Below are 26,456 nucleotides of genomic sequence, written 5' to 3'. Positions count from 1 at the left end.
AAAACTTAGTGAGCCTGTATGCGCAGCAGACGAAATGCTTCGTGACGATCTGGCCCGCGTTTGCCTTGCCAGAGCTGGACGGCATTGTCCGGAATAGGGGCCTTGCCGTCCTGCAGATCGCGCAAGGAGAACTGTTCCAGTACCAGGGAGCAGCGATTGTCGAAGTTGATGTTGATGTTGTCAAACACCAGGAAGGAGGCCCGTTGTCCCGAGCCCAGTCCCCAGGAGCGCAGGCATTCGCCGGGCTGCTTGTGTTCACGCAAAGCCGCGGACAATTCGCCAGACACTTCGCGGTAACTACGTACGTAGTCTAACGAAGGCATCCACAGCGTGACCAGCAGGAGCCAGGTCGTAATCAGGCCACCCGCCGACAAGACGGTACCGCGCAGCAAGCCAGGCGGATTGCTTGACAGGCGCCAGCGCACCAGCGCAATCCAGGCAAGCGTGCCGAGCACGGCAATGATCATGACCGGCCAGGAGATGAACGTGTCGTATCCCTGGGTCTGGCGGGCAATATTGTGTGAAATCTGCCGTGGCCAGCCCGTTTGCTGGGCGATCCAGCCCAGCCAGACCGTGGCTGCCGTCAGTGAGAAACACATGATGGCAAACCAGTCCAGGGTGTTGATGACCCCCCGACGCAAGGTGGGCAGCGAGAAGGCAGCCAGAATGGCGCAGGGAACCACCAGCAAGGCATATTCTGGCTCGAAAGCATCGCGCATGAAGAGCAGGCTGAGCAAGGGGACCAGAAAGCTGATGGCGGGCACATAAATGTGGGGCGCCTTGAGCCAACTGCGCCATTGCCACAGCGCCAGCAAGGCCAAAGGCCAGATCGGCCAGAGGAACCACAGCAGATCGCGCAGGTTGTTCAACTGCTCCTTGAAGCCGGCCCACCCCAAGGCGGCCAGATGCCAAAGACGCCATTGCTCGGTCCAATACACGCTGACCCGTTTGGCGGGTATCCACCATGCCATGATGATTGCCAGCGTCAGGACGGCACTGAGGGCCAGCCATTGGCTATGCTGGCGCAAGGGGCCCCGGGGAATAAAGCACAGAACGGTTGCCAGCATGATGGGGCCGGCTCCCAGCCAGCCACGGGTCAGGAAGCAGGCGCCCAGGGACAGGCCCAGCATGATCGCTCCCGATGCCGGGCGGTCGAACATGCGCACCAGGCTGTATAAAGCCAGTGCCTGCAAAGCGATGATGGCCGGCACTTCCGAGGTTTCATGCATGCGCCAGATGATGCCCACGGTTGCAACGGTCAGCAGCAAGGTGGCATCGGCAATCATGCGTCCATATGCGGTGGAGGACGGCTCGCCTCCGAAGGGCAGACGCAGCGGTTGAGCCTCTGGGCGGCGGGCCAGCCAGTATGCGCTGTGCCAGACCGAGGCCGCCAGCATGCCGAACCACAGCAGATTGGGCAGGCGGGATGCCACGATGTTGGCATTCAGCTCGGAGGTGAAGAGTTTGAGCAGGGGGGCAAAGAGCGTGATGAACAGGGCACCCAGCCAGGTGCTCAGTGGGCCGTCCTGGGCATGGGCCAGATCTCCTACCTGGGGCAACAACAGGGCCTGACCGCTGGGGTCGGACAAAGCGGTCAACATGGTCGCCAGCCCGATGACATCGTCTGCTTTCCAGGGGTCACGAAAAAATAGGCCCGCAAGAATATAGATGGTCCCAACAACAAGAAGAACCAGGCGGGGGAGTTTGACGGCAGCGGTGGCGGTCAGGCGGGCAGGGGTGGAGGTGGGTATGAGGCTGGATGACACGTCTAGGGTAAAACAGTCTGTTGATTCGCCCTATCTTAATGCAAAGGGGGCGCCTTGGCCGCGAAATTTGCGGTAAAAAAGGACCCCCACGCAGCGCCTTGGGCTTGCGCTCCACCTCGCGGCCTGAATGCGGCTTGGATTCGCCAGGCACACAGCAGTTCGCAATGAGCTGTTGTGTATCCGGACTCATCCCCGAGGGGGCTATTGACCTTGGGGCGGCCCGGCGGATAAAAAAAGGCAGCCAAAGCTGCCTTTTTGCGCTGAACGCGGTATGCCGAGAAAGAGAGCTTATTCGCCTTTCTTGACGGTACCAGCCGTACGGGCAAAACGGGCGCGGAATTTTTCAACGCGGCCAGTTTCCACGATACGGGTTTGAGCGCCCGTGTAGAAGGGGTGCGACTCGGACGTCACGTCACACTTGAACAGCGGGTAGGTCTTGCCGTCTTTTTCGGTGGTTTCGCGAGTCTGGACGGTGGAACGGGTGATAAAGGAGTTGCCCGTTTGCAGGTCCAGAAACACCACGTCACGGTATTCTGGGTGAATGCCTTCTTTCATGATGATTCCTGTTTTGACAAGTTAGGACCGCCAGCAAGGCACGTATCTACAAAAAATGGCGTAAAGCAGGGCTCACGTCCTCGTCCTGTAAATACCGGCACTAAAAAGCTAGAGGACTGTTTTTTTAACCGGGTTTGTAAAGCGCCCGATTGAATAATGCCTAAAGACTTTTTGCCACGTATCCGATAAAGCCTGAAATTTTAGCATTGAGCAGGCGCTTTTCAAAGAAAACTCGGCAAAAGCGCGGCACAAGTGCAACAAGGCGTGGATTGAACCGCCCCGTGTCTGCCTGGAAAGCACGCAAAACCGTGCCTGGCCGTGCCGCAGAGAAGTGGCAGCTCTATGTGTTCGAACACGGGGTGCCTAGTGCTGGTGGCGGGTGCTTTCTATCGTGCGGACCAGGTCGAGTCGAGAAGGTCAGTGGATGGTTGGCAGTTCGCGTCCTGCTGTCAGTCCAGAGAGCGGAGAATGGCACGAACCGGACTCGCATCTGCCTGAATCAGGGCCAGAGGCAAAGCGATGAGCTCGTAGTCGCCCGGAGCAATTTCGTCCAACACCAGATTTTCGAGCACGCGCATAGCATGATGACGTAGGACCTGATGACTTTCCAGTGTCTTGCTGCTGGCCGGATCGACGCTGGGCGTGTCGATGCCCACCAGCTGTATGCCCTGGTCGGCTAATAATTGCAAACTTGAAGGGGCGAAGGCTGTGAAATGATCGCTCCAGGCATCGTACTTGGCCTTGGCGGTGGTACTGACCAGGATGCGCGGCGGGCAATTGCTCAAATGAGGCAGCAGATCGGCTGGCTCGATCAGTGGGCGGCCATGACGGGCGTGGATGACGCGGCAGGGTCCCAGAAATGGCTCCAGCGCCATGTGGCCGGCACTTGGGCCGTGAGGGTCGTAGTGTAGGGGGGCGTCGGCATGCGCCCCCAGATGGGTAGACAAGCGGATTTCCGCCACATTGACCGGGCAGTGGGTGTCCAGGGTGGCTGTCCAGCGTTGCTGGTAGGCGGTGTCACCGGGGAAAACCGGCGATCGATCACTGACAGGCGGGGAAATGTCCCAGATCGTACGCATGCTGTGCTCGCTGCTGCTAAAAGAAGTAAGAGTCAGTGTAGAGGATTCCCGGCCCATTGGCCTGGCGGTGCGGTGCGCTTGGCTCTAGCCTGATCCGGGCGACAACGTGACAAGGTCCTGTATCGGGCATCGAAATCAGCGCATTACCCAGTCTCACTGCACGGGGCGCCACCATTGTGCGCTGTAAAAAAGCAGCCCGAAATCCGTGTCACGGTTGCGTTTCGGGCTGCGTCCCGCTCAAGGCGGGCACACTGTTTCAGCCTTTATGCTGCCGCTTGCGAAAGGACAGAATCCATAAGCCCACGGCCAGCTCCAGAGCCGCGATAATCCACAAGCCACTTTGGAAGCTGCCGCTGGAGTCTTTGAGGGCGCCCAACATAAAGGGCGCGCCAAAGCCGGCCAGATTGGCGACAGAGTTAATGAAGGCCACCCCGATAGCTGCCGCCGAGCCCGCCAGGACCGCGTTGGGCAATTGCCAGTAAACAGGAATGCATCCCATGGTGCCGGACACGGCAATAATCAGGCTGATAAAGGCCAGGGCAGTGTTATTGCCCAGGAACAGTCCTACCCCCGCCAGACCGATTGCTCCGATGATGACAGGGACGCCGGTGTGCAGACGGGCTTCGCGATGACGGTCGGCACTAAAGCCCAGCGCCAGTTGAAAGACCGCTCCAAAGACATAGACCAGTCCGACCAGCAGGCCAACCTGTAAAGGATCGCTGGGGCCCAGTGAGCGAACCAGGGTGGGCGCGAAAAAGGCCAAGGTGGAGTTGGCAGCCACAATGCCAAAAAACATCAGGGTCAAGGTCCACAGGTCGGGGTTGCCCAAGGCTTTTTTGAAGCTGTGTTCGCGTGGTCCTGCGGCCTTGGCGTCCAGAGCCAGTTCTTGCTTGATCAGATCTTTTTCCCGTTGACTGAGCCAACTGGCTTTTTCGGGGCTGTCGACGATGAACATCACGGCCAGAATGCCAGCAAAAATTGTGGGCAGCCCTTCAAGCAGGAACAACCATTGCCAGCCAGACCAGTCGTTGACCCCGTCCAGGCGGGTCATGATCAGGCCCGCCAGGGGCGCGCCTACCACCGAGGCCACCGCCGAGGCCGAGATGAAGACCGCGAAGGCTTTGGCTCGCCGATGAGCCGGGAACCAGAACGTCAGGAACAGCAGCACGCCAGGCTGAAAGCCGGCCTCGAACGCACCCAGCAAAAAGCGCATCACATAAAAGTAGGCAGCTGTTTTGGTAAACATCATCAGTACACAGATCAGCCCCCAGCCAAAGGCGATACGGGCCAAGGTCTTGCGCGCACCAATGCGCAGCAGCAACCAGTTGCTGGGTACTTCAAAAAAGAAATACCCCAGAAAGAAGATCCCCGCGCCTATGCCGTACACCGTTTCGGAGAACCCGAGTTCGGGCTGCATTTGCAGTTTGGCAAAACCAATATTGAGCCTGTCTATCCAGGCCAGCATCCACAGCAGAAAAATAAAGGGCAAGATCCGCCACATGACCTTCTTGTAGATCTGGTCCAGTTCTTGTTTATCAGCGGACAAGGCGCGCTCGCCGTCCACGAGGGTGCTGCTCGTCATTGAAGTCTCCTGAGGTGGGTACCGCGTGTTAAGGCTAAGTGGGGGGCAGGCGCTGGGCCATCAGCTCGCAGGCAGCAACGATGGGGTTGATGACGGGGACGGCCAGCTTGTTTTGCAGCGCCTGTGCGCTTTGTGCCAGGGGCCCGCCGCCGATGATGACGGCCCGCGCGCCGTCTAGCTCAATACATGCCGCGACGCTGTCGGCCAATTCCTGATACTGACGCTGCGGCGCCTGGGCCAGATCCAGCGGAGCGGTGGGGGTCAGGCGCAGGCCCGAGAATTGTTCGATCCAGCCATAGCGTCTGACCTGATTCAGAATCGATTGCTCCAGCTGTGGCGTGGTGGTGGCGATGCCAAAAGGGGAGCCTACCTGCACGGCTTGCTGCATGGCAGCCTGTCCTATACCGATCACCGGTATGCTCACGCTCTGGCTCAGGGGCTGCAGGCCAGGGTCACCAAAAGCGCCGATGATGACACCGTCCGCGTTCCTGACCTGAGCCAGTACCAGCGGGTGTTCCGCCATGGCGGCAGCCTGCTCCAACTCCTCCTGGGTGGTCAGCATGCCTGGGCCTTGGGGAGCGCTTAGCCCCCGGACCTGGATATCGCTTCGCTGCAGGCTTTGGAAGCACGCCTGGGCGAGCGCCACCATCATGTCCGTCGTGGGGCGGGAGGTGTTGGGATTGATGAGCAGTACGGTATGAGACATAAATACGAGGGCCGCAGCAACACGGCTTATCCAATTGAAATCAGGTATCGAGGGGGCGACCAAAGGTTTCGGGTGCCAATTGCAGAACCGCGGCAAAGGTGATGTACATCCCCGCCATCAGGGAGAACATGCCGGCTACGCCATGAGCTTCCAGTACCCAGCCGCTCAGCGTCGGGATGAAAGCGCCCGCCAGGGTACCCAGGGCCAGAATGAATGCGGTTCCAAAGGCTCGCACACGGGTGGGATAAAGCTCGGGGGCGAAAATCCAGATGGTGGTGTTCAGCAGCAGGACGCAAAACTGGAAAGCTGCGCCAAACAGCAGCACCAGATAAATATTGGTACTTAGAAATCCGAAGGCCAGGCCACTGGCGCAGGCCAGCAAGGCTCCCGTGGTAAAGACACGTTTGCGGGGCAGACGCGACCCCAGCCAGGAGGCGGTCAAGGCACCCAGCAGACTGCCTGATTGCATCAGGATCGTAAAGGTGTAGCTTTTCACCAGCGAGTAGCCTTGTTCGACCAGCAAGGTGGGCATCAGCGTCAGAACCGTCAGTTGTGCCCCGTAGGTCATGCACACGGCGATGCCGGTGACCAGTGTACGCATGGCCAGAGGGCCTTGGAAAATCTCGCCCAAGCGCACACGTTCGACTTTTTGCCCTTGCGGACCGCTGTGCAGATAAGGGTAGGGCTGGGCAACAGGGCGGCCCAGCTTGCCCGAAGCCAGAATGTTCAAAACCTGATTGGCCTCTTCGATCCGGCCTTGCGACACCAGAAAACGCGGCGTTTCAGGTATGTAGCGACGATAGAACAGCACCATAAAAGCGGGCATGACCAGCAGGCCAAATACCCAGCGCCAGCTTTCAGGGCCGGGGAACAGGGTGAAGACCAGCAGGCCGAAAGCGGGGGCGAGCATATTGCCCAGGCCGCCGCCTGCCACGTTGATGGTGCCCACGGCGGTTCCGCGAAAGCGCGAGGAGCAGAACTCGGCCAGCATGGTGACGGCAATCGAGATTTCGCCGCCTAGACCAAAGCCCACAATGACCCGGCCCAGCCCTAACACCCAGTAGCTGGGGGCCAGGGCGCAGATCAGGGCTCCCAGCGTAAACAGCGCCAGATTGATGGTCAGCATGACGCGTCGACCATAGTGGTCGGCGATATAGCCCGAGAGCAAGCGCCCCAGGGCAGCAGCGGCGAAGGTCAGGGTGTTCAGAAAGCCGACGTCACGCGGTGTCAGCCCCCAGTGTTCCTGCAGCAGCGGGCCGACCAGGCCCACGGCATTTTGCTCCAGCACATCAAAGAGCACGCCCAGCAAAATCAGGGCCAGCACTTTGCGGTGCGAATGGGTGACGCCTATGGTTTCCAGCGAGTTTTCCAGTTGCTGCTGAACCGTAGGGTGATCGCTGGCCGTAGAACTGGCCGGTGCCGGCCCGGTGTCGGCTGGCAAGGTTTGCTGCTTGCTAGACATGGTTTCTCCTCGTTTCAGGACGCGTATGGCCCAACATCATTTTTTCACTCATTATGAAAATGAAAAAATATTTTCAAAACTAGGGTAAACGAGAAAGTTTTTGCAAGTCTTGCGTAAGACTAGGGCGGGATGTTGATATAAAAGGATTTTTAATAAAAAAAGGATCATCGCAATTTGCGTATGATCCTTATACGATTCCTGCCATGACATCGCCGGGGGCGGCCACACCTGCCTGGGTGGGCGTGCTGGATAAGTGCCTGTGAGGCGAGGGCGGTAAGCTACAGCTCCAGAAAGCTGTCGTGGAAAGCCTCTACCAGGCCTAAATGACGACGTCCGGCAGGACCGGCTTGATCCATGACCTGGCTCAGGATCAAATGGCAAAGGCCGATCACGGCCACATGGTTATCCAGCACACCGGGCGATTGGACGTCACAGCGCAGGGTCCAGCGACAGGCGCTTTTCTCTGCGCTGAGCTGGTCAGTGATGTGCAGCACATTCGGGTTCAGCTGCGCCATCTGTTCAATAAGCTGGTCCATATTGCGCACCCGACGGCGCAGGGCAAAAATGACCACCACGTCGTCGGCATGTATGCCTGCCAGATGTTCGCCCATGGTCTCACCCGGGCCAGGAATCAGTTGAGCCTCGGGGACGATTTGGAGCAATTGCCAGCGAAAGTAGCTGGCCAGGGCCTGGCTGGAGCGAAATCCCAGCACCCATACCTTGCGCGCATCCAGAATGGACTGAGCCACCTCCTTGAGCAGCGATTCGGGCAGGCGTCGGTATGTGGAGGCCAGATTGTTCTGACTTTGCTGCAAATGCGTCGTCAGTGATCGTTCGGCTTCCGTTTCGGTGGCTGCCAGCAGCAGAGGAGAACCCGCTTTTTTTTCAGATCGGACTTGTTTGCGGGCCGCTTCATAATTCCGATAACCCAGTCGCCGGATGAAGCGGGTGACAGTCGCATTGGATACATGGGCCAGGGACGCCAGTTCGGAGGCCGTGTAGCCCGCCAGATCCCCCGGAAAGTCCAGGGCAAATTCCGCCAGGCGTCGTTCAGATGGGGAGAGATCGTGAAGAATGTCACGTATGCGTCCGACAAAGGACTTCACGGCGGTATCAGACATAAGGTTCCGTACTCAGCGTTGGTGTGTTCTGGATTTTACGGGCAAGCGTGTCAAACGGTGGCAAAAACCGGTATGCGCCGTCGGGCAGCAGGCTACAGATCTCCGCGTTCGGCCATGGAGACGGTCTGACTGGGGGTGACAATAATATGGTCCAGCAAGCGGATATCCACCAAGGCCAAGGCCTGACGAATATGGCGGGTCAGACGGATATCGGAGGCGCTGGGGTGCGCAGCGCCCGAGGGATGGTTGTGGGCCAGAATCAAGGCGCAGCTGTGATGGCGCAGGGCTGAGCGCACAATTTCCCGAGGGTAGACCGATGCTTGATTTATCGTCCCCCGGGCGATCTCTTCCGCACAGATCAAGCGAAGCTGGTTGTCCAGGAACAGGGCCAGACAGTGTTCCACTGGCAAATGACCCAGATGGGCCAGACAGTATTCGCGCACTTTGTCGGCATGGTTCAGCACTGGCAGGCCGTTTAGGGATTCCAGGGCGCAGCGGCGTTGCAGCTCGCGGATGACCAATAGTTCCGTGCATTTGGCTGGGCCGATTCCATCCAGTTGGCGCAGGGCTGAAGCATCGGCCGATAATAATCCTTTGAGTCCGTTAAAATGATCGAGCAACATCTGGCCCAGCTCGACAGCGTTGCGCTCGCGTGTCCCGGTGCGCAGCACAATACCCAGCAGTTCAGCGGTCGTCAGACAGGTGGGGCCGTGCGCCAACATGCGCTCACGGGGCCCTTGGCGGCGTAAAGTGGATGTGGCCATAAGAAACGCTAAAATGCGGTAATTGAATGATTTTCTATAGTGAGCGATCGTGAGTAACTCTGCTAGTTCCGAGCTTGGAATTGTCCGTCAGGATTCCTACCTGACTTTGCACTATCGTATAGAGCTGGCCAGCGGCCCGGCAGCAGGCTCTGTGTTTGCGGATACTTTTACGGGCCGTCCGGCGACCTTGCAGATGGGCAACGGTCAGTGGGCCCCCGGTATGGAAGAGAAGTTGCTGGGGCACCGTGAAGATGAGCGTTTTCAGCTCGACATCGCCCCTGAGGAGGCGTACGGCGCCCGTAATCCTGACCTTTTGCAGCGTATCACCCGCGAAATGCTGGCCAGCAACGCCGCTGAAGGCGTGGAGTTCGTACCCGGTGATATGGTCGAGTTTGCTGCCCCTAATGGCAGCCGCTACTCGGGCGTGCTCAAGGAAATTGACGAAAAGACTGCCTTGTTCGATTTCAACCATCCCTTGGCCGGTGTGGCCTTGCGTCTGGATGTTCATATTTTGGGGATTCTGTAATGAGTCAAGTTGCTCCTGTTCAGAACGCTGAGGTTGTTCTGGCCCAGCCCCGCGGATTCTGTGCGGGGGTTGACCGTGCGATTGATATTGTCGAGCGTGCTTTGGAGTTGCACGGCGCGCCTATCTACGTGCGCCACGAAATTGTTCACAACCGGTATGTGGTGGAAGATCTGCGCAGCAAGGGGGCCATCTTCATTAAAGAGCTGGACGAGGCACCGGCCGGTGCGATCGTCATCTTTTCAGCGCATGGCGTGTCGCGTCAGGTGCGTGACGAGGCCGAGCGGCGTGGCCTGAAAGTGTTCGATGCCACCTGCCCGCTGGTGACCAAGGTGCATATTGAAGTGTCCCGTATGCGGGCCGAAGGTCGCGAGATCATCATGATTGGTCATGTGGGCCATCCCGAGGTCGAAGGCACATTGGGTCAAGCCGACGGAGGGATGTACTTGGTCGAGACGCCGGAAGATGTAGCCAAGCTGAATGTGGCCGACCCCGACAAACTGGCCTTTGTGACGCAAACCACCTTGTCGGTAGATGATGCGGCGGTCGTGGCCCAAGCCTTGCGCGAACGTTTCCCCACCATTGTCGAGCCCAAGAAAAGCGATATCTGTTACGCCACCCAGAACCGCCAGGATGCGGTCAAGATCATGGCTCCGCAGTGTGATCTGGTTCTGGTGGTCGGCAGTACCAATAGCTCGAACTCCAATCGTTTGCGTGAAGTAGCCGAGCGCAAGGGCGCGGAAGCTTATCTGCTGGATAAGCCGGAGATGATTGATCCGGCCTGGCTGGTGGGTAAAAAGCGCGTGGGCGTGACAGCGGGCGCATCGGCACCGGAAGTTCTGGTCAATCAGGTGATTCAGCGCTTGCAGGAATTGGGCGTAGGCAAAGTGCGGGCCCTGGATGGGGTGGAAGAAAATATTGCCTTCCCGCTGCCCCGAGAGCTGTCGCGCAAGATTGAAAGCCTGAACAAATAAAAAAACGAATTTTGCAGGGTGGACAGGAGACAAGATGATTCTATATAGCTACTTTCGCAGTTCCGCCGCGTACCGGGTGCGGATCGGTCTGAATCTCAAAGGTCTGGATTATCAGATCAGGCCGGTTCATCTGCTCAAAGATGGGGGACAGCAGCATCAGCCCGATTATGTGCAGGTCAACCCTGTTCAACTGTTGCCCGCCCTGGATGATGACGGTCTGATCATTACGCAATCTCTGGCCATTCTGGAGTATCTGGACGAGCGTTATCCCGAGCTGCCTTTGTTGCCCAAGGCCTCGGCAGATCGGGCCTGGGCGCGATCCATGGCTCAGACGGTAGCCTGCGATATTCACCCCCTGAACAATCTGCGCGTATTGCAGTACCTGAAAAATGATTTACATGTTCAGGAGGATGCGCGCAACCAGTGGTATCGCCACTGGGTCAGCGTTGGCCTGGAAGGGCTGGAGGCCCTGGTGCTGCGGCATGGCAAAAAGGGTCAGGCCTTCATTTTTGGTGATCTCCCCAGCATCGCCGAGATTTGTCTGATTCCGCAAATGTTTAATGCCCGTCGCTTTGACATCGATCTGACCGCCTTCCCCCGCTTGTTGGCCATAGAAGAGAAATGCCTGGAACTGTCTGCCTTTCAGGAAGCAGCTCCCGACCGTCAACCCGATGCTGCTTGAACGCGCGGTGTGACGGTGATCCGGTCGGGGGCCGACCGGATGTTACCCGCCTGTCAGGCGGGTTTTTCTTGACTTCTTGCTGGGAGCTTCCTGGCAGGAGGGCGTAAAGGACGAAACATGATGATTGGTTTTTGTGGGCTGGGCCGGATGGGCCAGCCTATGGTGAGGCGTCTGTTACAGGCGGGTTATCAGGTTCGGGTTTGGAATCGTTCCCGGGACAAGGTGCTCCCCTTGGTAGAGGCTGGTGCCATTTGTTGCGATACGCCGGCACAGATGGCCGAGCAATGTGAGGCCGTGTTTCTGTGCGTTTTTGATGCGCAGGCGGTATACGATACCGTTCTGGGTGAACAGGGGCTGGCCAGCGTCCAGGGCGCGTTGCGCATCGTAGTGGACCATTCCTCGATTTCACCGCAGGCAAGCCGTGACATGGCAGCCCAGTTGCAGCAACGTTGTGGCGCGCACTGGCTGGACGCCCCCGTGTCAGGCGGTGTCGGTGGCGCCGAACAAGGTACGCTGGCCATTATGGTCGGAGGACAGGCAGCGGCATTGGAGCGGGTTCGTCCTGTGCTGGCCGCTTATTCACAGCGCGTGACCCTGATGGGCGCGGTGGGCGCTGGTCAGGTAACAAAATTATGCAATCAGACCATTGTGGCCACAACTTTGACGGCGATTGCCGAGGCGTTGAGCCTGGCCAATGACAATGGCGTGGACGCTTCCCGAATCAGCGAGGCGCTGGGGGGCGGCTGGGCCGATTCGGTTTTGCTGCAATTGTTCGTGCCCCGCATGACCCGTCCGGACACGCAGGTCAAGGCATCGGTGGACACCATGCTGAAGGATTTGAACACGGTGGCGCAGTTGGCCAGTGTCAGTCATACGAGCATGCCGGTGGCCCATGCTGCCCAACAAACGTACCGTAACGCCCACCGGATGGGACTGGGTAAGGAAGATGTCGCTCGCATTACGCAGGTGAATAGTTACAATTACGGGGAATAAACTACCATCAGTCAAACTTAGTTTCGGTATTATGTCGGCTATTTGAAGTTGGGACTGTAGGTCTACAAAAGGGAAGTCATGAAGAAAAGTACAGGGCTGGTCACACTGGTTGTCGTGCTAGCGGCCGCATATGGCGGTTCGACTTGGTACACCGGCAAGAAAACAGAAGCGCTCGTGGGCGAGAAAGTGGCCCAGTTCAACACCCTGGCTGCCGAGCAAATGCAGCAAATGGGAATGAACGAGACGGTCGTCATGAATGTAGTCGACTACCAGCGTGGCGTGTTTTCCTCTACCGCTCGTTACACCCTCACACTCACGCCAGCCGACGCACAAGAGCAACCCTTGGAGTTGACCTTCGACGACAAGATCAGCCACGGTCCGCTGCCCATGTCCGCTTTGGCAATGGGCAACTTCACCCCTGTTGCGGCCTTGTCGCACAGCACCCTGGTCAAGACCAAAGATACGGAAGGCTGGTTCAAGCTGACGGGCGACAAGACTCCCTTGTGGGCCGACAGTCTGGTGGGCTTTGACGGCGCGGTGGACTCCAATGTTCACTTTGAAGCCATCAAGCATCAAGGCGATGAGATCAAGGTCGAGTTCAGCGGCGGCCAGTTGCGTACCAAAGCCGGCGGCAAGAGCAAGGATATTGTTGTGACCGGCAGCTTCCCCAAGCTGTTTGTCGATGACATCAGCGAAGAGCCGTTGAAGCTGGAAGCCTCCAACTTCATCATGGACTTCAAGCAGACCGGTGACATCAATGTCAATGGTAACCAGGTCGGCAAGCTGAGCGTAGATGACGTCAAGATGCAGTCGGCCGAGACCGAGGGTATTACCTTCAAGCAGATCGCTGTCAATTCGGATGCCGTCACCAAAGACTCCATCAGCGATACCAAGGTGAGCTACCTGTTGACCGACCTGGTGTTTGAGGACAAGGTCAAGCTGGGCTCAGTTGAGCTGGTCATGGGTTTTGATCGCGTGTATGCGCCGGCTATCTCCGCCATCTCCAAACTGATTTCTGACACCAAGGTGCAAGACGATCTGGAAGCGGTTGACGGGCCTACCGCCCAGAAGGTGATGGAGCTGGCGCTGCAAGCGCTGGAGCACAAGCCTGTGCTGCGTATCGAACCCCTGCGTTGGTACACAGAGGCTGGTGAATCCAAGGCCAATCTGCGCATGGAGTTCCAAAAGCCCAATGCGACGCAACAAGAATTGCTGGAAAGTCCCGAGCTGTGGGTTGAGGCAATTCCTGCTGCCCAGCTGGATGTCCTGATCTCCAAGCCTATGCTGCGTGGCCTGGCCGCGGAGATGGACAAGGCAGAGGGCCTGTCCGCCGAAGAGGGCAATGCCGCCATGCTGGATATGGTTCTGGATGCCGCCGTGGCTCCTTATGCCGAGTCCAAGATGCTCAACAATGATGAGAACAGCATTTCGACCACGATCAAGTACAACGGTCAGGATCGTGTGTTCGACATCAACGGTCAGCGCTTTACGTCCGAGCAGTTGTTGGGCCTGGTCCTGATGGGCATGATGTAATTGGTCTGGACCTGGTCCAGTGCAAAGCCCACCGGAGTCCGGTGGGCTTTTTAGTGTGGGGCTGCAAACCGTGGATGTGGCCTTTTTTGTTTCTTGTGTTTAAAACGGAGCGGATTTAATGGCCAGCTTAGCGGATCAGTTGTCCAGATTGGTCTACAGCACGGACCAGGGGCGCGTATGCCCGGACTGTGAACAGCCGAAAAACCAGTGCTGTTGCGAGGAGAAGCGCCGTCAGGAAAAGCTGGCCCAGGAGCAGGGGCCTGTGCGTTTGAGTCTGGAGACCAAAGGGCGCAAAGGAAAAGGCGTGACCGTGGTCACAGGACTGGTGATGCCTGAGGAGCAGCTCAAGGCCTTGGTCAAGGAGCTGAAAAACGCCTGCGGGGCAGGCGGGACACTGAAAGAGGCAGGTCTGGAAATTCAGGGAGACCATCGAGCCCTTGTGCAGGCGCGCCTGGAAGAAAAGGGCTTGACGGTCAAACGGGTAGGCAGACCCTGAGAGCCAATTAGAAGCTGTAACCCAGGCCTACTCCGCCAAAGACGCTGCTTTTTTTCTCCACCAAGGGGCTGTCTTTGGCCTCTTCACCCAAGGTGTTTACGCCCACCAGTCCTTGCAGGGACCAGCTTTCGCTGAGCTTGTGGGTGTACTGGCCGTACAGCGCATAGGAGCGCAGGCCAGCATCGGGGCGGTAGCGTTGCAACTGACCATTGCTGGCGGCGGCCTCATGCGATTTCACCCCGAAGTAGGTACGCATGGCTTTTTCATTGGACCATTTCAGTTCGGCACCCATCGAGAAACTGCTGTCCTGGTCATTCCACAGGCGGTAGCTCAAGTCCAGAACGGCTGTGGCACCGTAGCCGCTTTTCAGCGCCTGATAGTAACTGCCCTCGATTTTGGCATTGCCCAGACGGTAGGCCGTAAACACCCCTAGGTTGCCGTGACGGTCAATATCGTCCGTGCCGTGCAGGCGGTCAGCATCACCCGATTCACGGGCACGGGCCAAAGATGCATAGGTGCCGATGGTCCAGTTGTCGGTCAGATTGGTTTGCAGGCCCAGGGCAGGCATGCCAGCTTTAGGGGCCAGAAAGAAGTGCCCATTGCGGTGTGACAGCAGGGGATAGAAGCGGCCGCCGTAGCTGTCAGCCCCTTCATACTTGGGTGTAAAACCGACACCCACGCCCACCGTGGTTTGCTGCGCCAGTGCCTGACTGGTTCCTACGGTACACAGAATGGCTAAAAGGCAGGGACGCAGTGCAGAACGAATGAGAGTGGGCATGGCAGATTTCCTTGTGATACGGGTAAAAACAGGCCCGCTTGTGGCGGGCCTCGTTATCGTATCAAGGTTTGGGGCAGCGGCGACAAAATCATGACCGGTCTGTATGGTCTGTTGTTCTGACCCTACATGCCCTCAGGCGCGAATATAAATCCAGTTTTCAGCCTGTAATTGCACCAGCGTCGTGATGGCTCCCTGCGCCAGAACCTGAAAGCGTTCAGGTGCGCGGAGCGACTGATTGCGCAGCGTATTCGGGCACAGGAAGGTCACGGTGTCCAGATCGTGTTCCATGCCCTGGACACAAGCCTGAACGGCCTGTGCGTTGGCAATGATGCGAATCTGGGCCTCGGGCATGTCCTTGAGCAGGTTACGCGCATTGCTGCGGGCCCGCTCCAGGGCGTCGGGGGTGGGGGCATGCAAGAGTACACGGCTTGTCATGAGTCGGTTTTCCTGGTGAATTAGCGAGGGCCGAAAACCCGTTCGCTGATGTCGGGTGAGGCTCCGGTCTGCATTTGGATACGGCCCTGCTCATCTTGCCAGATCATGGCGGGCGTGGCGCGCAGATCCCATCCCATCATCAAATCTTCGTTGCGGGTCAGGTCGGCCTCAATGTCGCTGGGCACGCTGTCCAGGCCTTTGATACCGGCGCTGCGGTCTTTAAGCATGGCCAGGGAATGCTCGTTCAAGGCCTGGGTGGGATTGTCGGCGGCGAGAATGGCAGCCGACTTCAGACTGCTGCTGGGAGCCAGAATACCCACCATCACATGGCGCAACTGTACTTTTCCGGACTCGACCCAGGGGCGGGCCATTTGCCAGAACTGCATGCAGTAAGGGCAGTTGGGATCGGTGAAGACATAGACTATGCGAGGTGCTGTGTCTTCGCCATCCTTGATCCAGCGGGATTTTTCCAGCTTGCCCAGCATGTCCTTGGCAATGACCGGCTGCACCAGCTTGTCCAGACCCGCCGGGCGTACTTCCTCGCCCTTGGCATCGATCATGGTGCCCACCATCATGTGTTGTCCATCGGGCAGCTTGTAAATGGCCAGCGCCTGATTGCCACTGTAGGCCCCCCAGGCTTTCAGCCCGCCCGGGGCGTCAAATTCACCCACAACAGACAGCCCCTGTTCTTCCAGGGCTTTCAAGGCAGCCGGAAGCTCAGCCGCGTAAGCGGCGGTGCCGGCGTACAGTAGGCTGGCCAGAGCCAGACGAATCGAAAAAGAGGAAAGCGGCATGGTGTTAATCCTGCAAAACAGTCGGTGAATGTATATATCCAGAAAACATATACTAAGAGCCAAATGGAATAAAAGAATGGGACTAGGTCGCGCAGGGATAGTTCCCCATTCCTGTTCCGAGCGGGCTGTATTTCCGCTGTGGTCTGGACTTAAGTACGCAGCTTCAGGTTGGCCAGCTCCAGCAGGCGGTAGGTTTCATGGACGGGCAGTCCCATGACACCGGTATAGCTGCCACTCAGGTGGCTGACAAACGCTCCGCCCAGACCCTGAATACCATAGGCACCCGCCTTGCCCATCGGTTCCCCGCCCGCGCAATATTCCTGGATTTCCTGCTCACTCAAGGTTTTGAAACTGACTTCACTGATGCTGATGCTCTCAAATTCCACTCCACCTACGCCCAGTGACAAGGCCGTCGTCACTTTGTGGCGGCGGCCCGAGAGTTCGCGCAGGATACGCGCCGCATCGCTCGGATCGGCGGGTTTGCCAAAAATGTCCTCGCCCATGCTCACGGTGGTGTCGGCGCTCAAAATGGCGCGCTCCTGATCCAGCTGGCTGTTTTGCGCGCGCCACTGCAGGGCCCGCTGTAGCTTGTCACGAGCCGTGCGACGTACGTACTCCAGTACGGTTTCTTGTGCCAGACGGGGTTCGTCCTCGCCGGGAGGGCTGGGAACAGCCAGAACCTCATGCGTGATCTGTATGCTGTTGAGCAGGTCGTGGCGGCGAGGACTGGCTGAAGCCAGGTAGATGGGCTGAAAAGGCATAGGAACCAGAAGTAAAAATAGGTTTAGGCGCGATGATAAGGGTGCCCGGTCATCACGGACCAGGCGCGATACAGTTGTTCGGCCAGAAAGATGCGGACCAGCGGATGGGGGAGCGTTAGCGAGGACAGACGCAACATGCCATGGCAGCTCTGCTTTAAGGTCGAATCCAGGCCATCCGGGCCGCCCACCAGAATCGCAATGTCCTGACCACTATTGCGCCAACGCTCCAGCTCCTGGGCCAGTTTGACGGTGGTCAGATCCTTGCCGCGTTCGTCCAGGGCAATGCGCATCGCCTGGGCGGGAATGGCCGCTTCAATACGTTTTGCCTCGGCCTGCATCATCTGGGCAGACGTTTTGCCGCTGGTACGGGGTTCGGCCTTGATTTCACGGAGTTCTATGGCGCAGTCCTGGGGCATGCGGCGTGCATATTCCTGCCAGCCCTGTTCCACCCAGTCGGGCATACGCTGACCTACCGCGATGACAATGAGTTTCATGAAACGTCGTCAGAAGAAACAAAAAAGAAATGAAGGAAAAAAGGGCCCCCACGCTACGCCTTCGGCTTGCTTCTCCCGACGGGGCGCTTGTTACCTTGGGGCGGCCCGGCGGTAAAAAGCCCTCACGCTGCGCCTTCGGTTTGCGCTCCACCTCGCGGCCAGCAAGCCGCTTGGATTCGCCAGGGGACATTTTTTACCGCAGGCGCCGAGCTTTGGGAGCGGCCCGGCAATAAAAAGGCCGCAAGCTTGGTTGCGGCCTGAGTACCGCCGGGAAAGGGCGGAGGGGGTGCTTAGTCTTCGTCGTCGGCAGCGCTGGCGAAGAAACCAGCCGGTGGGACCTGACGCGATTGCGGCAGCAGCTCCACTTCGACGGGGCGCTCGCCCCACAGTTCTTCCAGGTTGTAGTACTGGCGGATGGCGGGCTGCATGCAATGCACCACGATGTCACCCAAGTCCAGCAGCACCCATTCACCGGTGTCCTCGCCTTCATGCGCCAGGACTTCGACTTTGTTTTGACGTGCTTTATCAGAAACGCTCTGGGCCAGAGCGCGAGTTTGCCGGTTGGACGTACCACTGGCGATGACCACACGATCGAACAGGCCGGTCATGTGGGTTGTGCTAAAGACCTTGATGTCTTGAGCTTTGACGTCCTCGAGGGCATCGATGACGAGTCGTTGAAGTGTTTCTATATTCATAAAAAGAACTATACAGGGCGCGCCTGTGGGTGGGAAAGATAGAGCCGTTTTTTGTCAATGTATTGAGCGACTTTTTCCGGGACCAGGGCTGTGATGTTGTCACCACGCTGCACTCGCTCCCGAATCTGGGTCGCCGAGACATCCATGGGAAGAAAGTCGATCTGATGTAAACGGCGTTGAAGCCGGCTCAGTTCCTGCTGCAAGGCCGCGGGCGTTTCCAAGGGGCTGCCAGGGCGCTGGGCAACAGCCAGTTCGACGTGCTCGAGAATTTCCTGCCAGTCGTTCCAGCTGCAAAAATTATGCAACTGATCGCTGCCTAAAATCCAGAAAAACCGTGTTCCGGCAGGCAACTGGCGCACGGTGTCTATGGTGTAGGTGGGGCCGCCGCGTTCGATCTCTACCGGGTTCACCCGCAAGCCGGAGTGGCCTTGCGCCGCCAGTTCCGCCATGGCCAGACGATCCTGGGCGCTGGCGCCCAGCGCATCGCGTTGCCAGGGCTGGGCGGCAGGCAGAAGCTGTACCTGATCCAGCTGCAATTGCTCAAGCGCGGCGAGCGCCAGCGCGACGTGAGCCTTGTGGATGGGATCAAAACTGCCTCCCAGAAGCCCTACACGCTTTAAATCCATTCGCGCGGCACCAGATATTGCGCCAGGGCCGCTTCCGGCGTGCCCGGTTCGGGCGACCAGTTGTAGCGCCAGTTTGCTTGAGGAGGCATGGACAGCAGGATGGATTCAGTACGTCCTCCCGACTGCAGACCAAAGAGGGTGCCCCGGTCAAACACCAGATTGAACTCGACGTAGCGCCCACGGCGTATGGCCTGGAAGTCCCGGTGCGCTGGTGTATAGGCGTGATCCATGCGGGCACGCACTATGGGTACGTAGGCGTCGGTAAAGGCATTGCCTACCGAGCGCGTCAGTGCGAAGCTGGCCTCAAAGCCGGGCTCGTTCAGGTCATCGTAGAAAATGCCGCCAATACCGCGGGTTTCGTTGCGATGCTTCAGATAGAAATACTCGTCGCACCAGCGCTTGTAGCGCGGATAGTAATCCTCACCATGTGGGGCCAGGGCGTCGTGGCAGACCTGATGGAAATGACGGGCATCGTCCTCGTTCAGGTAGTAGGGCGTCAAGTCCATACCGCCGCCAAACCAGAACACATCGGCCTGGTCCGCTGTCTGGGCCTGAGCCACAAACATACGCACGTTCATGTGCGTGGTGGGCACAAAGGGGTTGCGCGGGTGAATCACCAGCGATACCCCCATGGCCTCCCAGGGGCGACCGGCCAGCTCTGGACGGTGAGCACTGGCCGAGGGGGGCAGGGTATGCCCCTTGACGTGGCTGAACAAAACGGCTGCCCGTTCGAACACGGGGCCGTTCTCCAGCAGGCGGGACAAGCCGCCCCCGCCTTCTGGACGATCCCATTGGTCCGACTCGAAGGGCGTGCCGTCCAATTGCTCCAGGGTGTCCACGATGTGGCTTTGCAACTGACGGAAATAAGCCTGGACGGTATCAATGGGTAAAGACATGGAAAGACCTTGCTGCGTAAATCAGGTTTCGCTGCTGGGCAGGGCGCGCCAGCCAATATCGGTGCGAAATTGTTTGCCGTCAAAATGAGTCTGGGAAATGGCCTGGTAGGCTGCTTCCTGGGCACGACGGATGGAATCGGCCATTGCGGTCACGCAGAGCACACGGCCGCCCGTGGTCACCACGACGCCGTCCTTCATCTGGGTGCCAGCGTGGAAGGTGATGCACTCGTCGGTATCGTTGGCAAACTGGGTGATGACATCGCCCGTGCGGGGTTCTTCGGGGTAGTTGGCCGCGGCCAGAACCACACCAATAGCAGTACGACGATCCCATTCAATCGTGGCTTCGTCCAGTTTGCCGGCCAGAGCCAGCTCGAAGGTTTCGGTCAGATCGCTCTTGATGCGCATCATGATGGGCTGGGTTTCAGGATCGCCCATGCGGCAGTTGAATTCCAGTACCTTGATGGGACGGGTGGCATCCGGGCCATCGCCAATCATGACGCCGGCATACAGGAAGCCGGAGTAGGGCAGGCCTTCCTTGGCCATTCCCTGCATGGTGGGGTGAATGACTTCGCGCATGATGCGGTTGTGCAGCGTGGGGCTGACGATAGGCGCAGGCGAGTACGCGCCCATCCCGCCGGTGTTGGGGCCTTGGTCGCCATCTTTCAAACGCTTGTGGTCCTGGCTGGTCGCCATGGGCAGCACATTTTTGCCGTCACACATCACGATGAAGCTGGCTTCCTCGCCGGTCAGGCATTCTTCCACCACGACGCGGGCACCGGCAGCACCAAAGCGGCCATCACCGAGGATGTCGTCAATCGCACCCAGCGCTTCTTCCAGCGTGGTGGCCACGATTACGCCCTTGCCGGCGGCCAGGCCATCGGCCTTGACCACAATCGGAGCGCCTTGCTGGCGGATGTAATCCTTGGCCGCCTCGGGGTCGGTAAAGGTGGCGTAGGCCGCCGTTGGAATGTTGTGACGCACCATAAAGGCCTTGGCGTAGTCTTTGGAACTTTCCAACTGGGCTGCTGCCTGGGTGGGGCCGAAGATCTTCAGGCCGGCCGCCCGGAAAGCGTCCACGATACCGGCTGCCAGCGGGGCCTCCGGGCCGACGACGGTGAAGGCAATTTTCTCTTGCTTCACAAAGGCAATCAGTTCCTGGATATCGGTGATGGCCAGGTTTTCAATACGTTCGGCACGCGCAGTGCCGCCATTGCCAGGGGCAACGTAGACAGTCTGCACACGTGCAGATTGGGCCAGGCGCCATGCCAAGGCGTGTTCACGGCCGCCGCTGCCGACAACAAGTAGCTTCATAGTGATGAGTCGGGCAGGGCCCGCAAAGAGGAGGTTACAGAAATGGCTTATTCGGCTTCGTCCATGACGGCGGTGGTGTAGACCTCTTGAACATCGTCCAGGCCTTCCAGTGCGTCCAGAAGTTTTTGCATTTTGGCGGCGTCCTCGCCGCTCAGTTCGGTTTCATTCAGCGCCTTCATGACCACGCCTTCGACCTCAGGCGTCAGGCCTGCGGCCTGAAAGGCAGCCTGCACAGCCGGGTAGTCCGAGGGAGCGCACAGCACTTCAATCAGGCCCTCTTCGTCCGTGACGATATCGTCGGCACCGGCCTCCAGGCCGATTTCCATGATGGTGTCCTCCGAGGTGCCCGGGGCGAACAGGAACTGGCCGCAGTGGCGGAATTGAAACACCACCGAGCCGTCCAGACCCAGATTGCCGCCATTTTTGGTAAAGGCGTGACGCACATCCGAGACGGTGCGCTGACGATTGTCGGTCATGCAGTCCACGATCACGGCAGCACCGTTAATGCCATAGCCCTCGTAGCGAATTTCTTCGTAGTTGGCATCATCCGCGCCGCCTGCGCCGCGCTGGATGGCACGCAGGATATTGTCTTTGGGCATATTGGCTGCGGTTGCCTTGTCCCAGGCCATGCGCAAACGTGGGTTGGACTCGGGGTCAGGGCCGCCGGTACGTGCGGCCACGGTGACCTCACGAATGATCTTGGTCCAAAGTTTGCCCCGTTTTGCGTCCTGACGACCCTTACGGTGCTGAATATTCGCCCATTTACTATGTCCGGCCATAAAGTATTACCAATTCAGTAGACTACGTTCAAAGAAAAACAGATCTATTTTAACCTGTCTGGGCGACAAGGCCCGAGCTTGGGTGAAAGTCGCTAGAATCTAGGCACTTGGCATTCTATCTGGAAGAGAACAAACAATCATGGCCGATCCGATTTTGCTTGCTCAAAACAGCCATACTCCCGTCTATCTGCTGCCTGCGCTGGCCAACCGTCACGGTTGCATTACGGGCGCCACCGGGACCGGCAAGACCGTCACCTTGCAAGTGTTGGCCGAAGCCTTCTCCCGGCTGGGAACGCCCGTTTTCCTGGCCGATGCCAAAGGCGACCTGAGCGGCATATCCCAGGCAGCACAAGCCAACCCCAAACTGCAGGAGCGCCTGCAGCGGCTGGGCCTGCCAGAGCCGGTCTGGGGGGCAAACCCGGTCACCTTCTGGGACATCTTTGGCGAGCAGGGCCATCCGGTTCGCGCCACGATCTCCGACATGGGGCCGTTACTGCTCTCCCGGATTCTGGAATTGAACGATACCCAGGAAGGCATTCTGAATATCGTGTTTCGTGTGGCCGACGACGAGGGGCAGCTGATTCTGGATTTGAAAGATTTGCGGGCTTTGCTGCTGGATGTGTCGGATCGTGCGGCCCAACTGCGCAGCCAGTACGGCAATATTGCCGCGGCCAGTGTCGGAGCCATCCAGCGCGCCTTGCTGCGTCTGGAAACCCAGGGGGCGGATCGTTTCTTTGGCGAACCTGCTCTGGATGTCATGGACTGGATTCGTACCGATGCCTCCGGGCGCGGCATGATCAATGTACTGGCTGCCGACAAGCTGATGCAGTCGCCGCGCTTGTACGCGGTGTTTCTGCTCTGGATGCTGGCTGATTTGTACGAGCGCCTGCCGGAGGTGGGGGATCTGGACAAGCCTCGTCTGGTGTTCTTTTTTGATGAAGCCCACTTATTGTTTACCGGCGCGCCAAAGGCCTTGCTGGAGAAAGTCGAGCAGGTGGTGCGCCTGATCCGCTCCAAAGGGGTAGGTATTTATTTCGTGACGCAAAACCCGCTGGATATTCCCGACACGGTATTGGGTCAACTGGGCAATCGGGTTCAACATGCTTTGCGCGCTTTTACCCCACGCGATCAGAAGGCGGTCAAAACAGCGGCGCAAACCATGCGTCCCAATCCCGGCCTGGACATTGAGGCGGCCATTACCGAGCTGGGTGTGGGCGAGGCGCTGGTATCCATGCTCGATGCCAAGGGTATTCCCACACCTACCGAGCGCGCCTGGCTGGTGGCGCCGGGCAGTCGGATTGGCCCGGCTACGGAGGCTGAGCGACAGATGGTGCGTCAGGCCTCCTTGCTCGGCTTGAAGTATGACCAGGCCATTGACCGGGAATCGGCGTACGAGGTGCTGGCGAAAAAGGCGGCGGATGCGGCTGCCAATGGGGCGGCTGGAGCAACACAAGCCGGTGGCCCAGCAGTCAAGGACGAAGGGCTGATGGGTGTGGTCAATGATTTTCTGTTTGGATCAACCGGGCCACGAGGTGGCAAAAAGGATGGTTTGGTGCAGAGCATGATCAAAACGGAAACCAAACGGGCCGCGACCAAAGTGCTGCGTGGGGTGTTGGGATCTTTGTTCGGGGGGAAGCGTTAATGCCAGTATCACAGCCTCATTTGATCATCGCTACGGCGCGGTCAACTGAAACCGCTCGGTGGGCGCAGGAGTTTCGCAACGCCTATCCCGATTGGAAGGTTGATGAGTTCGTCCCCGGACAGCCCAGCACGGGTGCGACTTACGCCGTGGTGTGGCAACCGGACCCGATCCTGTTTCAGCAGGAGCCCGACTTACGCGCTACGTTTAATCTGGGCGCGGGCGTGGACGCAGTGGCCGGTTCTATTCCGGCTGGCATGCCCTTATATCGCCTTGAAGATGCTGGCATGGCCGAGCAAATGGCGGAATATGCCTTGTACGGTGTTTTGCGTGCTGTGGGTCGTTTCACGCCTTATGAGGAGCAAGCGCGAAAGGGTACGTGGAAGGCGTATCGCCCGATTGATCGTCGCCAGTGGCCGGTCGCGGTGCTGGGATTGGGGGCGATTGGCAGCAAGATAGCCCAGGTGATCGCCAGTCTGGGTTATCCCGTACAGGGTTGGTCCCGTCGGCTGCGTGAAGCGGATTTCCCTTGCTATGCCGGTGATCAGGGGCTGAAAGACTGTGTCTCGGCCAGTCGTATTCTGGTCAATGCGTTGCCCTTGACTGCGCAAACCGAAGGTCTGATCAATCGCGAGCTTCTGTCGCATCTGCAGCCGGGCGGCTTTTTGATCAATGTGGCTCGTGGTGGGCATCTGGTGGATGCTGACGTGGTGGAAGCACTTCAAAGTGGCCATTTGTCTGGCGCCTTGCTCGATGCGTTTACCCAGGAGCCCTTGCCGGCTGATCATCCCTACTGGGGTATTGCCTCTGTGATGGTTACGCCGCATATCTCGGGCATCACCGTGCGTGACCTGGCCTTGGAGCAGATCGGCTCGCGTATCGTGCTGTTGCAGCAAGGCAAGCCTGCTTCAGGGCAAGTCGATCACACGCTGGGGTATTAAGCATTTTCAGTTTCGGTCAGCCTGCCAGCACCGGGGACGCGGGCAGGCCGCTTGCTGTTTCCTGAGCGGGGCAGCATCTTGTCAGAATAAGGCCGTTGCGGCCATGTAAAACCACAAGGAAAGAGGAATGAGTAACGTTCATCGTATTGCCGTGATCGCGGGAGATGGGATCGGCAAGGAAGTCATGCCAGAAGGGCTGCGTATTTTGGAGGTGGTCGCTCGTCGTCACGCCATCAATTTTGATTGGAAGGTGCTGGACTGGAGCTCGGACTATTACCAGAAGCATGGTGTCATGATGCCCTCGGACTGGAAAGCCCAACTAATGGATACCGAGGCCATTTTCTTTGGCGCAATGGGGTGGCCCGATCTGGTGCCGGATCATGTTTCCCTGTGGGAGTCCCTGTTCAAGTTCCGTCGTGAATTTGACCAGTACATCAACTTGCGCCCGGTGCGCTTGATGCCCGGCGTGCGTTCGCCGCTGGCAGGTCGTGAGCCTGGCGATATTGATTTCTTTATCGTGCGCGAGAATACCGAAGGCGAGTACTCCAATAGCGGCGGCATCATGTTTGAAGGCACGCAGCGCGAGGTGGTGATTCAGGAAAGTGTGTTTACCCGTACCGGTACAGACCGTGTCTTGAAGTTCGCTTTTGAACTGGCAAAAAAACGCGGTAAACACGTTACTGCGGCGACCAAATCCAACGGTATTTCGATCTCCATGCCGTGGTGGGATTCGCGCGTGGCCGCCATGGGCGAGCACTACCCTGACGTGAAGTGGGACAAGTATCACATCGATATTCTGTGTGCGCACTTTGTGCAGCACCCGGACTGGTTTGATGTGGTGGTGGCTTCCAACCTGTTTGGCGACATCTTGTCCGATCTGGGCCCGGCATGTACCGGCACCATTGGCATTGCGCCGTCGGCCAACCTGAATCCCGAGCGCGTGTTCCCATCCTTGTTTGAGCCCGTACACGGCTCGGCACCGGATATCTACGGCAAAGGCATTGCCAACCCGGTCGGTCAGATCTGGAGTGGTGCCTTGATGCTGGATTTCCTGGGCTACCCCCAGGCAGCCGCCGAAGTGGTGCAAGCCATCGAGCAGGTTCTGGCCAATGGCCCACGTACGCCGGATCTGGGTGGGCAGGCCAGCACCGCAGAAGTCGGTGCCGCCATTGCCCAGGTTCTGGAGGCGATGGCCTAGACCATTAGCGGGACTTGGGTGGGCGCAAGCCTGCCCAAGTGATGGCGCCAATCATGATGGCACCGCCCAGCAGCGCACGGCTGCTGGGGTATTGAGCAAAAAGCAGTGCCGCAAAGGCGATGGCATAGACAGGCTCCAGGGCGATCACAATCCCGGCGCTGCGGGCATTCAGCACGGTGAGCGCAGAGACCAGCAGGTAGTGCGACAAAGCCGTACAAAACACCCCCAGCAGCGCAATCCATACCCAGTCCATCCAAGTACTGTCGCCCAGCAGTGGCAGGGCGAAGGGCCAGCACATCAGGGCGACAAACAGGTTTTCCCACCAGGCCACTTGTTGTGCCGACAGGTGCTTGGCCGCACGGCGGTTAATCAAGGTGAACATGGCAAAGGTAAAGCCCGAGGCAACCGCCCAGGCCAGGCCAATAGTGGATTGGTCCTGGAAGTCGAAAGATGGGGTAACCAATAACAAGCCCAAGGTGACTAGGGCCAGAATGACCCATTCCGATACGGTAACGCGCTCGCGCAGCACGGCCCATTCACACAAGGTAATGAAGGCCGGGAAGCTGGCAAAGCCCAGGGTGGCAATGGCCACACCGCCCACTTTGACGGCCACAAAAAAAGTGGCCCAGTGAATGGCCAGCATGATGGAGGCCAGGAGCAAGGTACGAAAGTCCGCTGCTTTCATGCCCTGACCCAAACCGCGCCCTTGCGAGCGGATGCTGATAAACAAGGCCAGAACCGCAAAGCTGGCTCGGCCTGCGGTAATCAGCATGGCGCCGACCTGGATCAGTTCACCAAAAATACCGGTCAGTCCGAACAGAACGGCCGCCACATGTATGGCAGCCAGGGCACGTCCATGCGTCATGGATAGCG

Annotated in this window: 28 protein-coding genes; 9 read left to right on the top strand and 19 right to left on the bottom strand. The window is 58.5% G+C overall.

All coding sequences use genetic code 11. The features are described from left to right. Positions 1-5: 5 nt before the first annotated feature. From VF694_RS03000 to radC, 8 genes are all read right to left on the bottom strand, one after another. Positions 6-1,766: an ArnT family glycosyltransferase gene (locus tag VF694_RS03000; RefSeq protein WP_440163675.1), complete on the bottom strand. Its 1,761-nt coding sequence runs from the start codon at positions 1,764-1,766 to the stop codon at positions 6-8. 288 nt (positions 1,767-2,054) lie between these two features. Then, the gene (locus VF694_RS02995; RefSeq protein ID WP_003802796.1) at positions 2,055-2,321 is read right to left on the bottom strand and encodes a type B 50S ribosomal protein L31; all 267 of its coding nucleotides are present in this window, start codon (positions 2,319-2,321) and stop codon (positions 2,055-2,057) included. A gap of 449 nt (positions 2,322-2,770) precedes the next feature. Further along, positions 2,771-3,400: an arylformamidase gene (gene kynB / locus VF694_RS02990; RefSeq protein ID WP_003802798.1), complete on the bottom strand. Its 630-nt coding sequence runs from the start codon at positions 3,398-3,400 to the stop codon at positions 2,771-2,773. A gap of 256 nt (positions 3,401-3,656) precedes the next feature. Beyond that, complete coding sequence (locus VF694_RS02985; RefSeq protein ID WP_440163674.1) at positions 3,657-4,982, bottom strand: MFS transporter; 1,326 nt, start codon at positions 4,980-4,982, stop codon at positions 3,657-3,659. Positions 4,983-5,016: 34 nt separating this feature from the next. After that, positions 5,017-5,688, bottom strand: coding sequence for an aspartate/glutamate racemase family protein (locus VF694_RS02980; RefSeq protein WP_003802802.1), 672 nt, complete (start codon positions 5,686-5,688; stop codon positions 5,017-5,019). Positions 5,689-5,728: 40 nt separating this feature from the next. Beyond that, on the bottom strand, positions 5,729-7,150 hold the full coding sequence (locus VF694_RS02975) for an MFS transporter (protein ID WP_131070719.1): 1,422 nt from the start codon (positions 7,148-7,150) through the stop codon (positions 5,729-5,731). Between the two features lie 278 nt (positions 7,151-7,428). Next, positions 7,429-8,271: a MurR/RpiR family transcriptional regulator gene (locus VF694_RS02970; protein ID WP_003802806.1), complete on the bottom strand. Its 843-nt coding sequence runs from the start codon at positions 8,269-8,271 to the stop codon at positions 7,429-7,431. 92 nt (positions 8,272-8,363) lie between these two features. Next, positions 8,364-9,035, bottom strand: a complete 672-nt coding sequence (gene radC, locus VF694_RS02965; protein WP_003802807.1) for a RadC family protein — start codon at positions 9,033-9,035, stop codon at positions 8,364-8,366. Between the two features lie 49 nt (positions 9,036-9,084). Here radC and VF694_RS02960 point away from each other — a divergent pair, with 49 nt between their 5' ends. From VF694_RS02960 to VF694_RS02935, 6 genes are all read left to right on the top strand, one after another. Continuing rightward, positions 9,085-9,561: an FKBP-type peptidyl-prolyl cis-trans isomerase gene (locus VF694_RS02960; protein ID WP_240209419.1), complete on the top strand. Its 477-nt coding sequence runs from the start codon at positions 9,085-9,087 to the stop codon at positions 9,559-9,561. After that, positions 9,561-10,532 (top strand): 4-hydroxy-3-methylbut-2-enyl diphosphate reductase, encoded by a 972-nt coding sequence (gene ispH, locus VF694_RS02955; protein WP_003802811.1) that lies wholly within the window; start codon positions 9,561-9,563, stop codon positions 10,530-10,532. The genes VF694_RS02960 and ispH overlap by 1 nt, the downstream gene beginning before the upstream one ends. Before the next feature lie 34 nt (positions 10,533-10,566). After that, positions 10,567-11,214 carry a maleylacetoacetate isomerase gene (gene maiA, locus VF694_RS02950; RefSeq protein WP_003802813.1) on the top strand — a complete coding sequence of 216 codons (648 nt, stop codon included), beginning with the start codon at positions 10,567-10,569 and terminating at the stop codon, positions 11,212-11,214. Positions 11,215-11,331: 117 nt separating this feature from the next. Further along, entirely contained in the window at positions 11,332-12,207 is an 876-nt protein-coding gene (locus tag VF694_RS02945) for an NAD(P)-dependent oxidoreductase (RefSeq protein ID WP_059317977.1), read from the top strand. Between the two features lie 78 nt (positions 12,208-12,285). After that, positions 12,286-13,740 (top strand): YdgA family protein, encoded by a 1,455-nt coding sequence (locus tag VF694_RS02940; protein WP_003802816.1) that lies wholly within the window; start codon positions 12,286-12,288, stop codon positions 13,738-13,740. Positions 13,741-13,858: 118 nt separating this feature from the next. Then, positions 13,859-14,236: a translation initiation factor gene (locus tag VF694_RS02935; RefSeq protein ID WP_059317975.1), complete on the top strand. Its 378-nt coding sequence runs from the start codon at positions 13,859-13,861 to the stop codon at positions 14,234-14,236. A 7-nt stretch (positions 14,237-14,243) separates the two neighbouring features. On the opposite strand, the gene VF694_RS02930 is transcribed toward VF694_RS02935, so the two are convergent. The 10 genes from VF694_RS02930 to VF694_RS02885 form a co-directional block, all read right to left on the bottom strand. Continuing rightward, a complete protein-coding gene (locus VF694_RS02930; protein WP_440163670.1) occupies positions 14,244-15,014 on the bottom strand; it encodes a MipA/OmpV family protein in 771 nt (256 codons plus the stop codon). A 132-nt stretch (positions 15,015-15,146) separates the two neighbouring features. Then, entirely contained in the window at positions 15,147-15,449 is a 303-nt protein-coding gene (locus VF694_RS02925; protein WP_003802825.1) for a DsrE family protein, read from the bottom strand. Positions 15,450-15,469: 20 nt separating this feature from the next. Continuing rightward, complete coding sequence (gene dsbG, locus VF694_RS02920) at positions 15,470-16,243, bottom strand: thiol:disulfide interchange protein DsbG (RefSeq protein WP_003802829.1); 774 nt, start codon at positions 16,241-16,243, stop codon at positions 15,470-15,472. Positions 16,244-16,392: 149 nt separating this feature from the next. Then, entirely contained in the window at positions 16,393-17,004 is a 612-nt protein-coding gene (locus VF694_RS02915) for a Maf family protein (RefSeq protein ID WP_003802832.1), read from the bottom strand. 23 nt (positions 17,005-17,027) lie between these two features. Continuing rightward, the gene (gene rlmH, locus VF694_RS02910) at positions 17,028-17,498 is read right to left on the bottom strand and encodes a 23S rRNA (pseudouridine(1915)-N(3))-methyltransferase RlmH (protein ID WP_440163669.1); all 471 of its coding nucleotides are present in this window, start codon (positions 17,496-17,498) and stop codon (positions 17,028-17,030) included. Positions 17,499-17,788: 290 nt separating this feature from the next. After that, positions 17,789-18,193 (bottom strand): ribosome silencing factor, encoded by a 405-nt coding sequence (gene rsfS, locus VF694_RS02905; protein ID WP_039943627.1) that lies wholly within the window; start codon positions 18,191-18,193, stop codon positions 17,789-17,791. An 8-nt stretch (positions 18,194-18,201) separates the two neighbouring features. Continuing rightward, on the bottom strand, positions 18,202-18,819 hold the full coding sequence (gene nadD, locus VF694_RS02900; protein WP_003802838.1) for a nicotinate (nicotinamide) nucleotide adenylyltransferase: 618 nt from the start codon (positions 18,817-18,819) through the stop codon (positions 18,202-18,204). Beyond that, positions 18,810-19,715, bottom strand: coding sequence for an oxygen-dependent coproporphyrinogen oxidase (gene hemF, locus VF694_RS02895; protein ID WP_003802840.1), 906 nt, complete (start codon positions 19,713-19,715; stop codon positions 18,810-18,812). Before hemF ends, nadD begins: the two co-directional genes overlap by 10 nt. A 21-nt stretch (positions 19,716-19,736) precedes the next feature. Beyond that, the gene (gene purD, locus VF694_RS02890) at positions 19,737-21,026 is read right to left on the bottom strand and encodes a phosphoribosylamine--glycine ligase (protein WP_003802842.1); all 1,290 of its coding nucleotides are present in this window, start codon (positions 21,024-21,026) and stop codon (positions 19,737-19,739) included. Positions 21,027-21,073: 47 nt separating this feature from the next. After that, positions 21,074-21,805 carry a YebC/PmpR family DNA-binding transcriptional regulator gene (locus VF694_RS02885; protein ID WP_003802844.1) on the bottom strand — a complete coding sequence of 244 codons (732 nt, stop codon included), beginning with the start codon at positions 21,803-21,805 and terminating at the stop codon, positions 21,074-21,076. Between the two features lie 139 nt (positions 21,806-21,944). On the opposite strand from VF694_RS02885, the gene VF694_RS02880 reads away from it, so the two are divergent. The 3 genes from VF694_RS02880 to VF694_RS02870 all read left to right on the top strand — a co-directional run bounded on the left by VF694_RS02880 (position 21,945) and on the right by VF694_RS02870 (position 25,583). Continuing rightward, positions 21,945-23,447, top strand: coding sequence for a helicase HerA-like domain-containing protein (locus VF694_RS02880; protein WP_131070716.1), 1,503 nt, complete (start codon positions 21,945-21,947; stop codon positions 23,445-23,447). Next, positions 23,447-24,385, top strand: a complete 939-nt coding sequence (locus VF694_RS02875; RefSeq protein ID WP_131070715.1) for a 2-hydroxyacid dehydrogenase — start codon at positions 23,447-23,449, stop codon at positions 24,383-24,385. Before VF694_RS02880 ends, VF694_RS02875 begins: the two co-directional genes overlap by 1 nt. 127 nt (positions 24,386-24,512) lie before the next feature. Continuing rightward, positions 24,513-25,583: a tartrate dehydrogenase gene (locus VF694_RS02870; RefSeq protein ID WP_059317973.1), complete on the top strand. Its 1,071-nt coding sequence runs from the start codon at positions 24,513-24,515 to the stop codon at positions 25,581-25,583. 4 nt (positions 25,584-25,587) lie between these two features. Here VF694_RS02870 and VF694_RS02865 read toward each other — a convergent pair whose 3' ends face one another. Further along, entirely contained in the window at positions 25,588-26,448 is an 861-nt protein-coding gene (locus tag VF694_RS02865) for a DMT family transporter (RefSeq protein ID WP_131070714.1), read from the bottom strand. Between the last annotated feature and the right edge of the window lie 8 nt (positions 26,449-26,456).

Source organism: Alcaligenes sp. Lyrl_28, assembly GCF_051948705.1.
GTDB classification, from domain to species: domain Bacteria; phylum Pseudomonadota; class Gammaproteobacteria; order Burkholderiales; family Burkholderiaceae_B; genus Alcaligenes; species Alcaligenes ammonioxydans.
The sequence above is the reverse complement of the archived record's forward strand: the minus strand, read 5'-3'. Positions and strand labels throughout refer to the sequence as shown.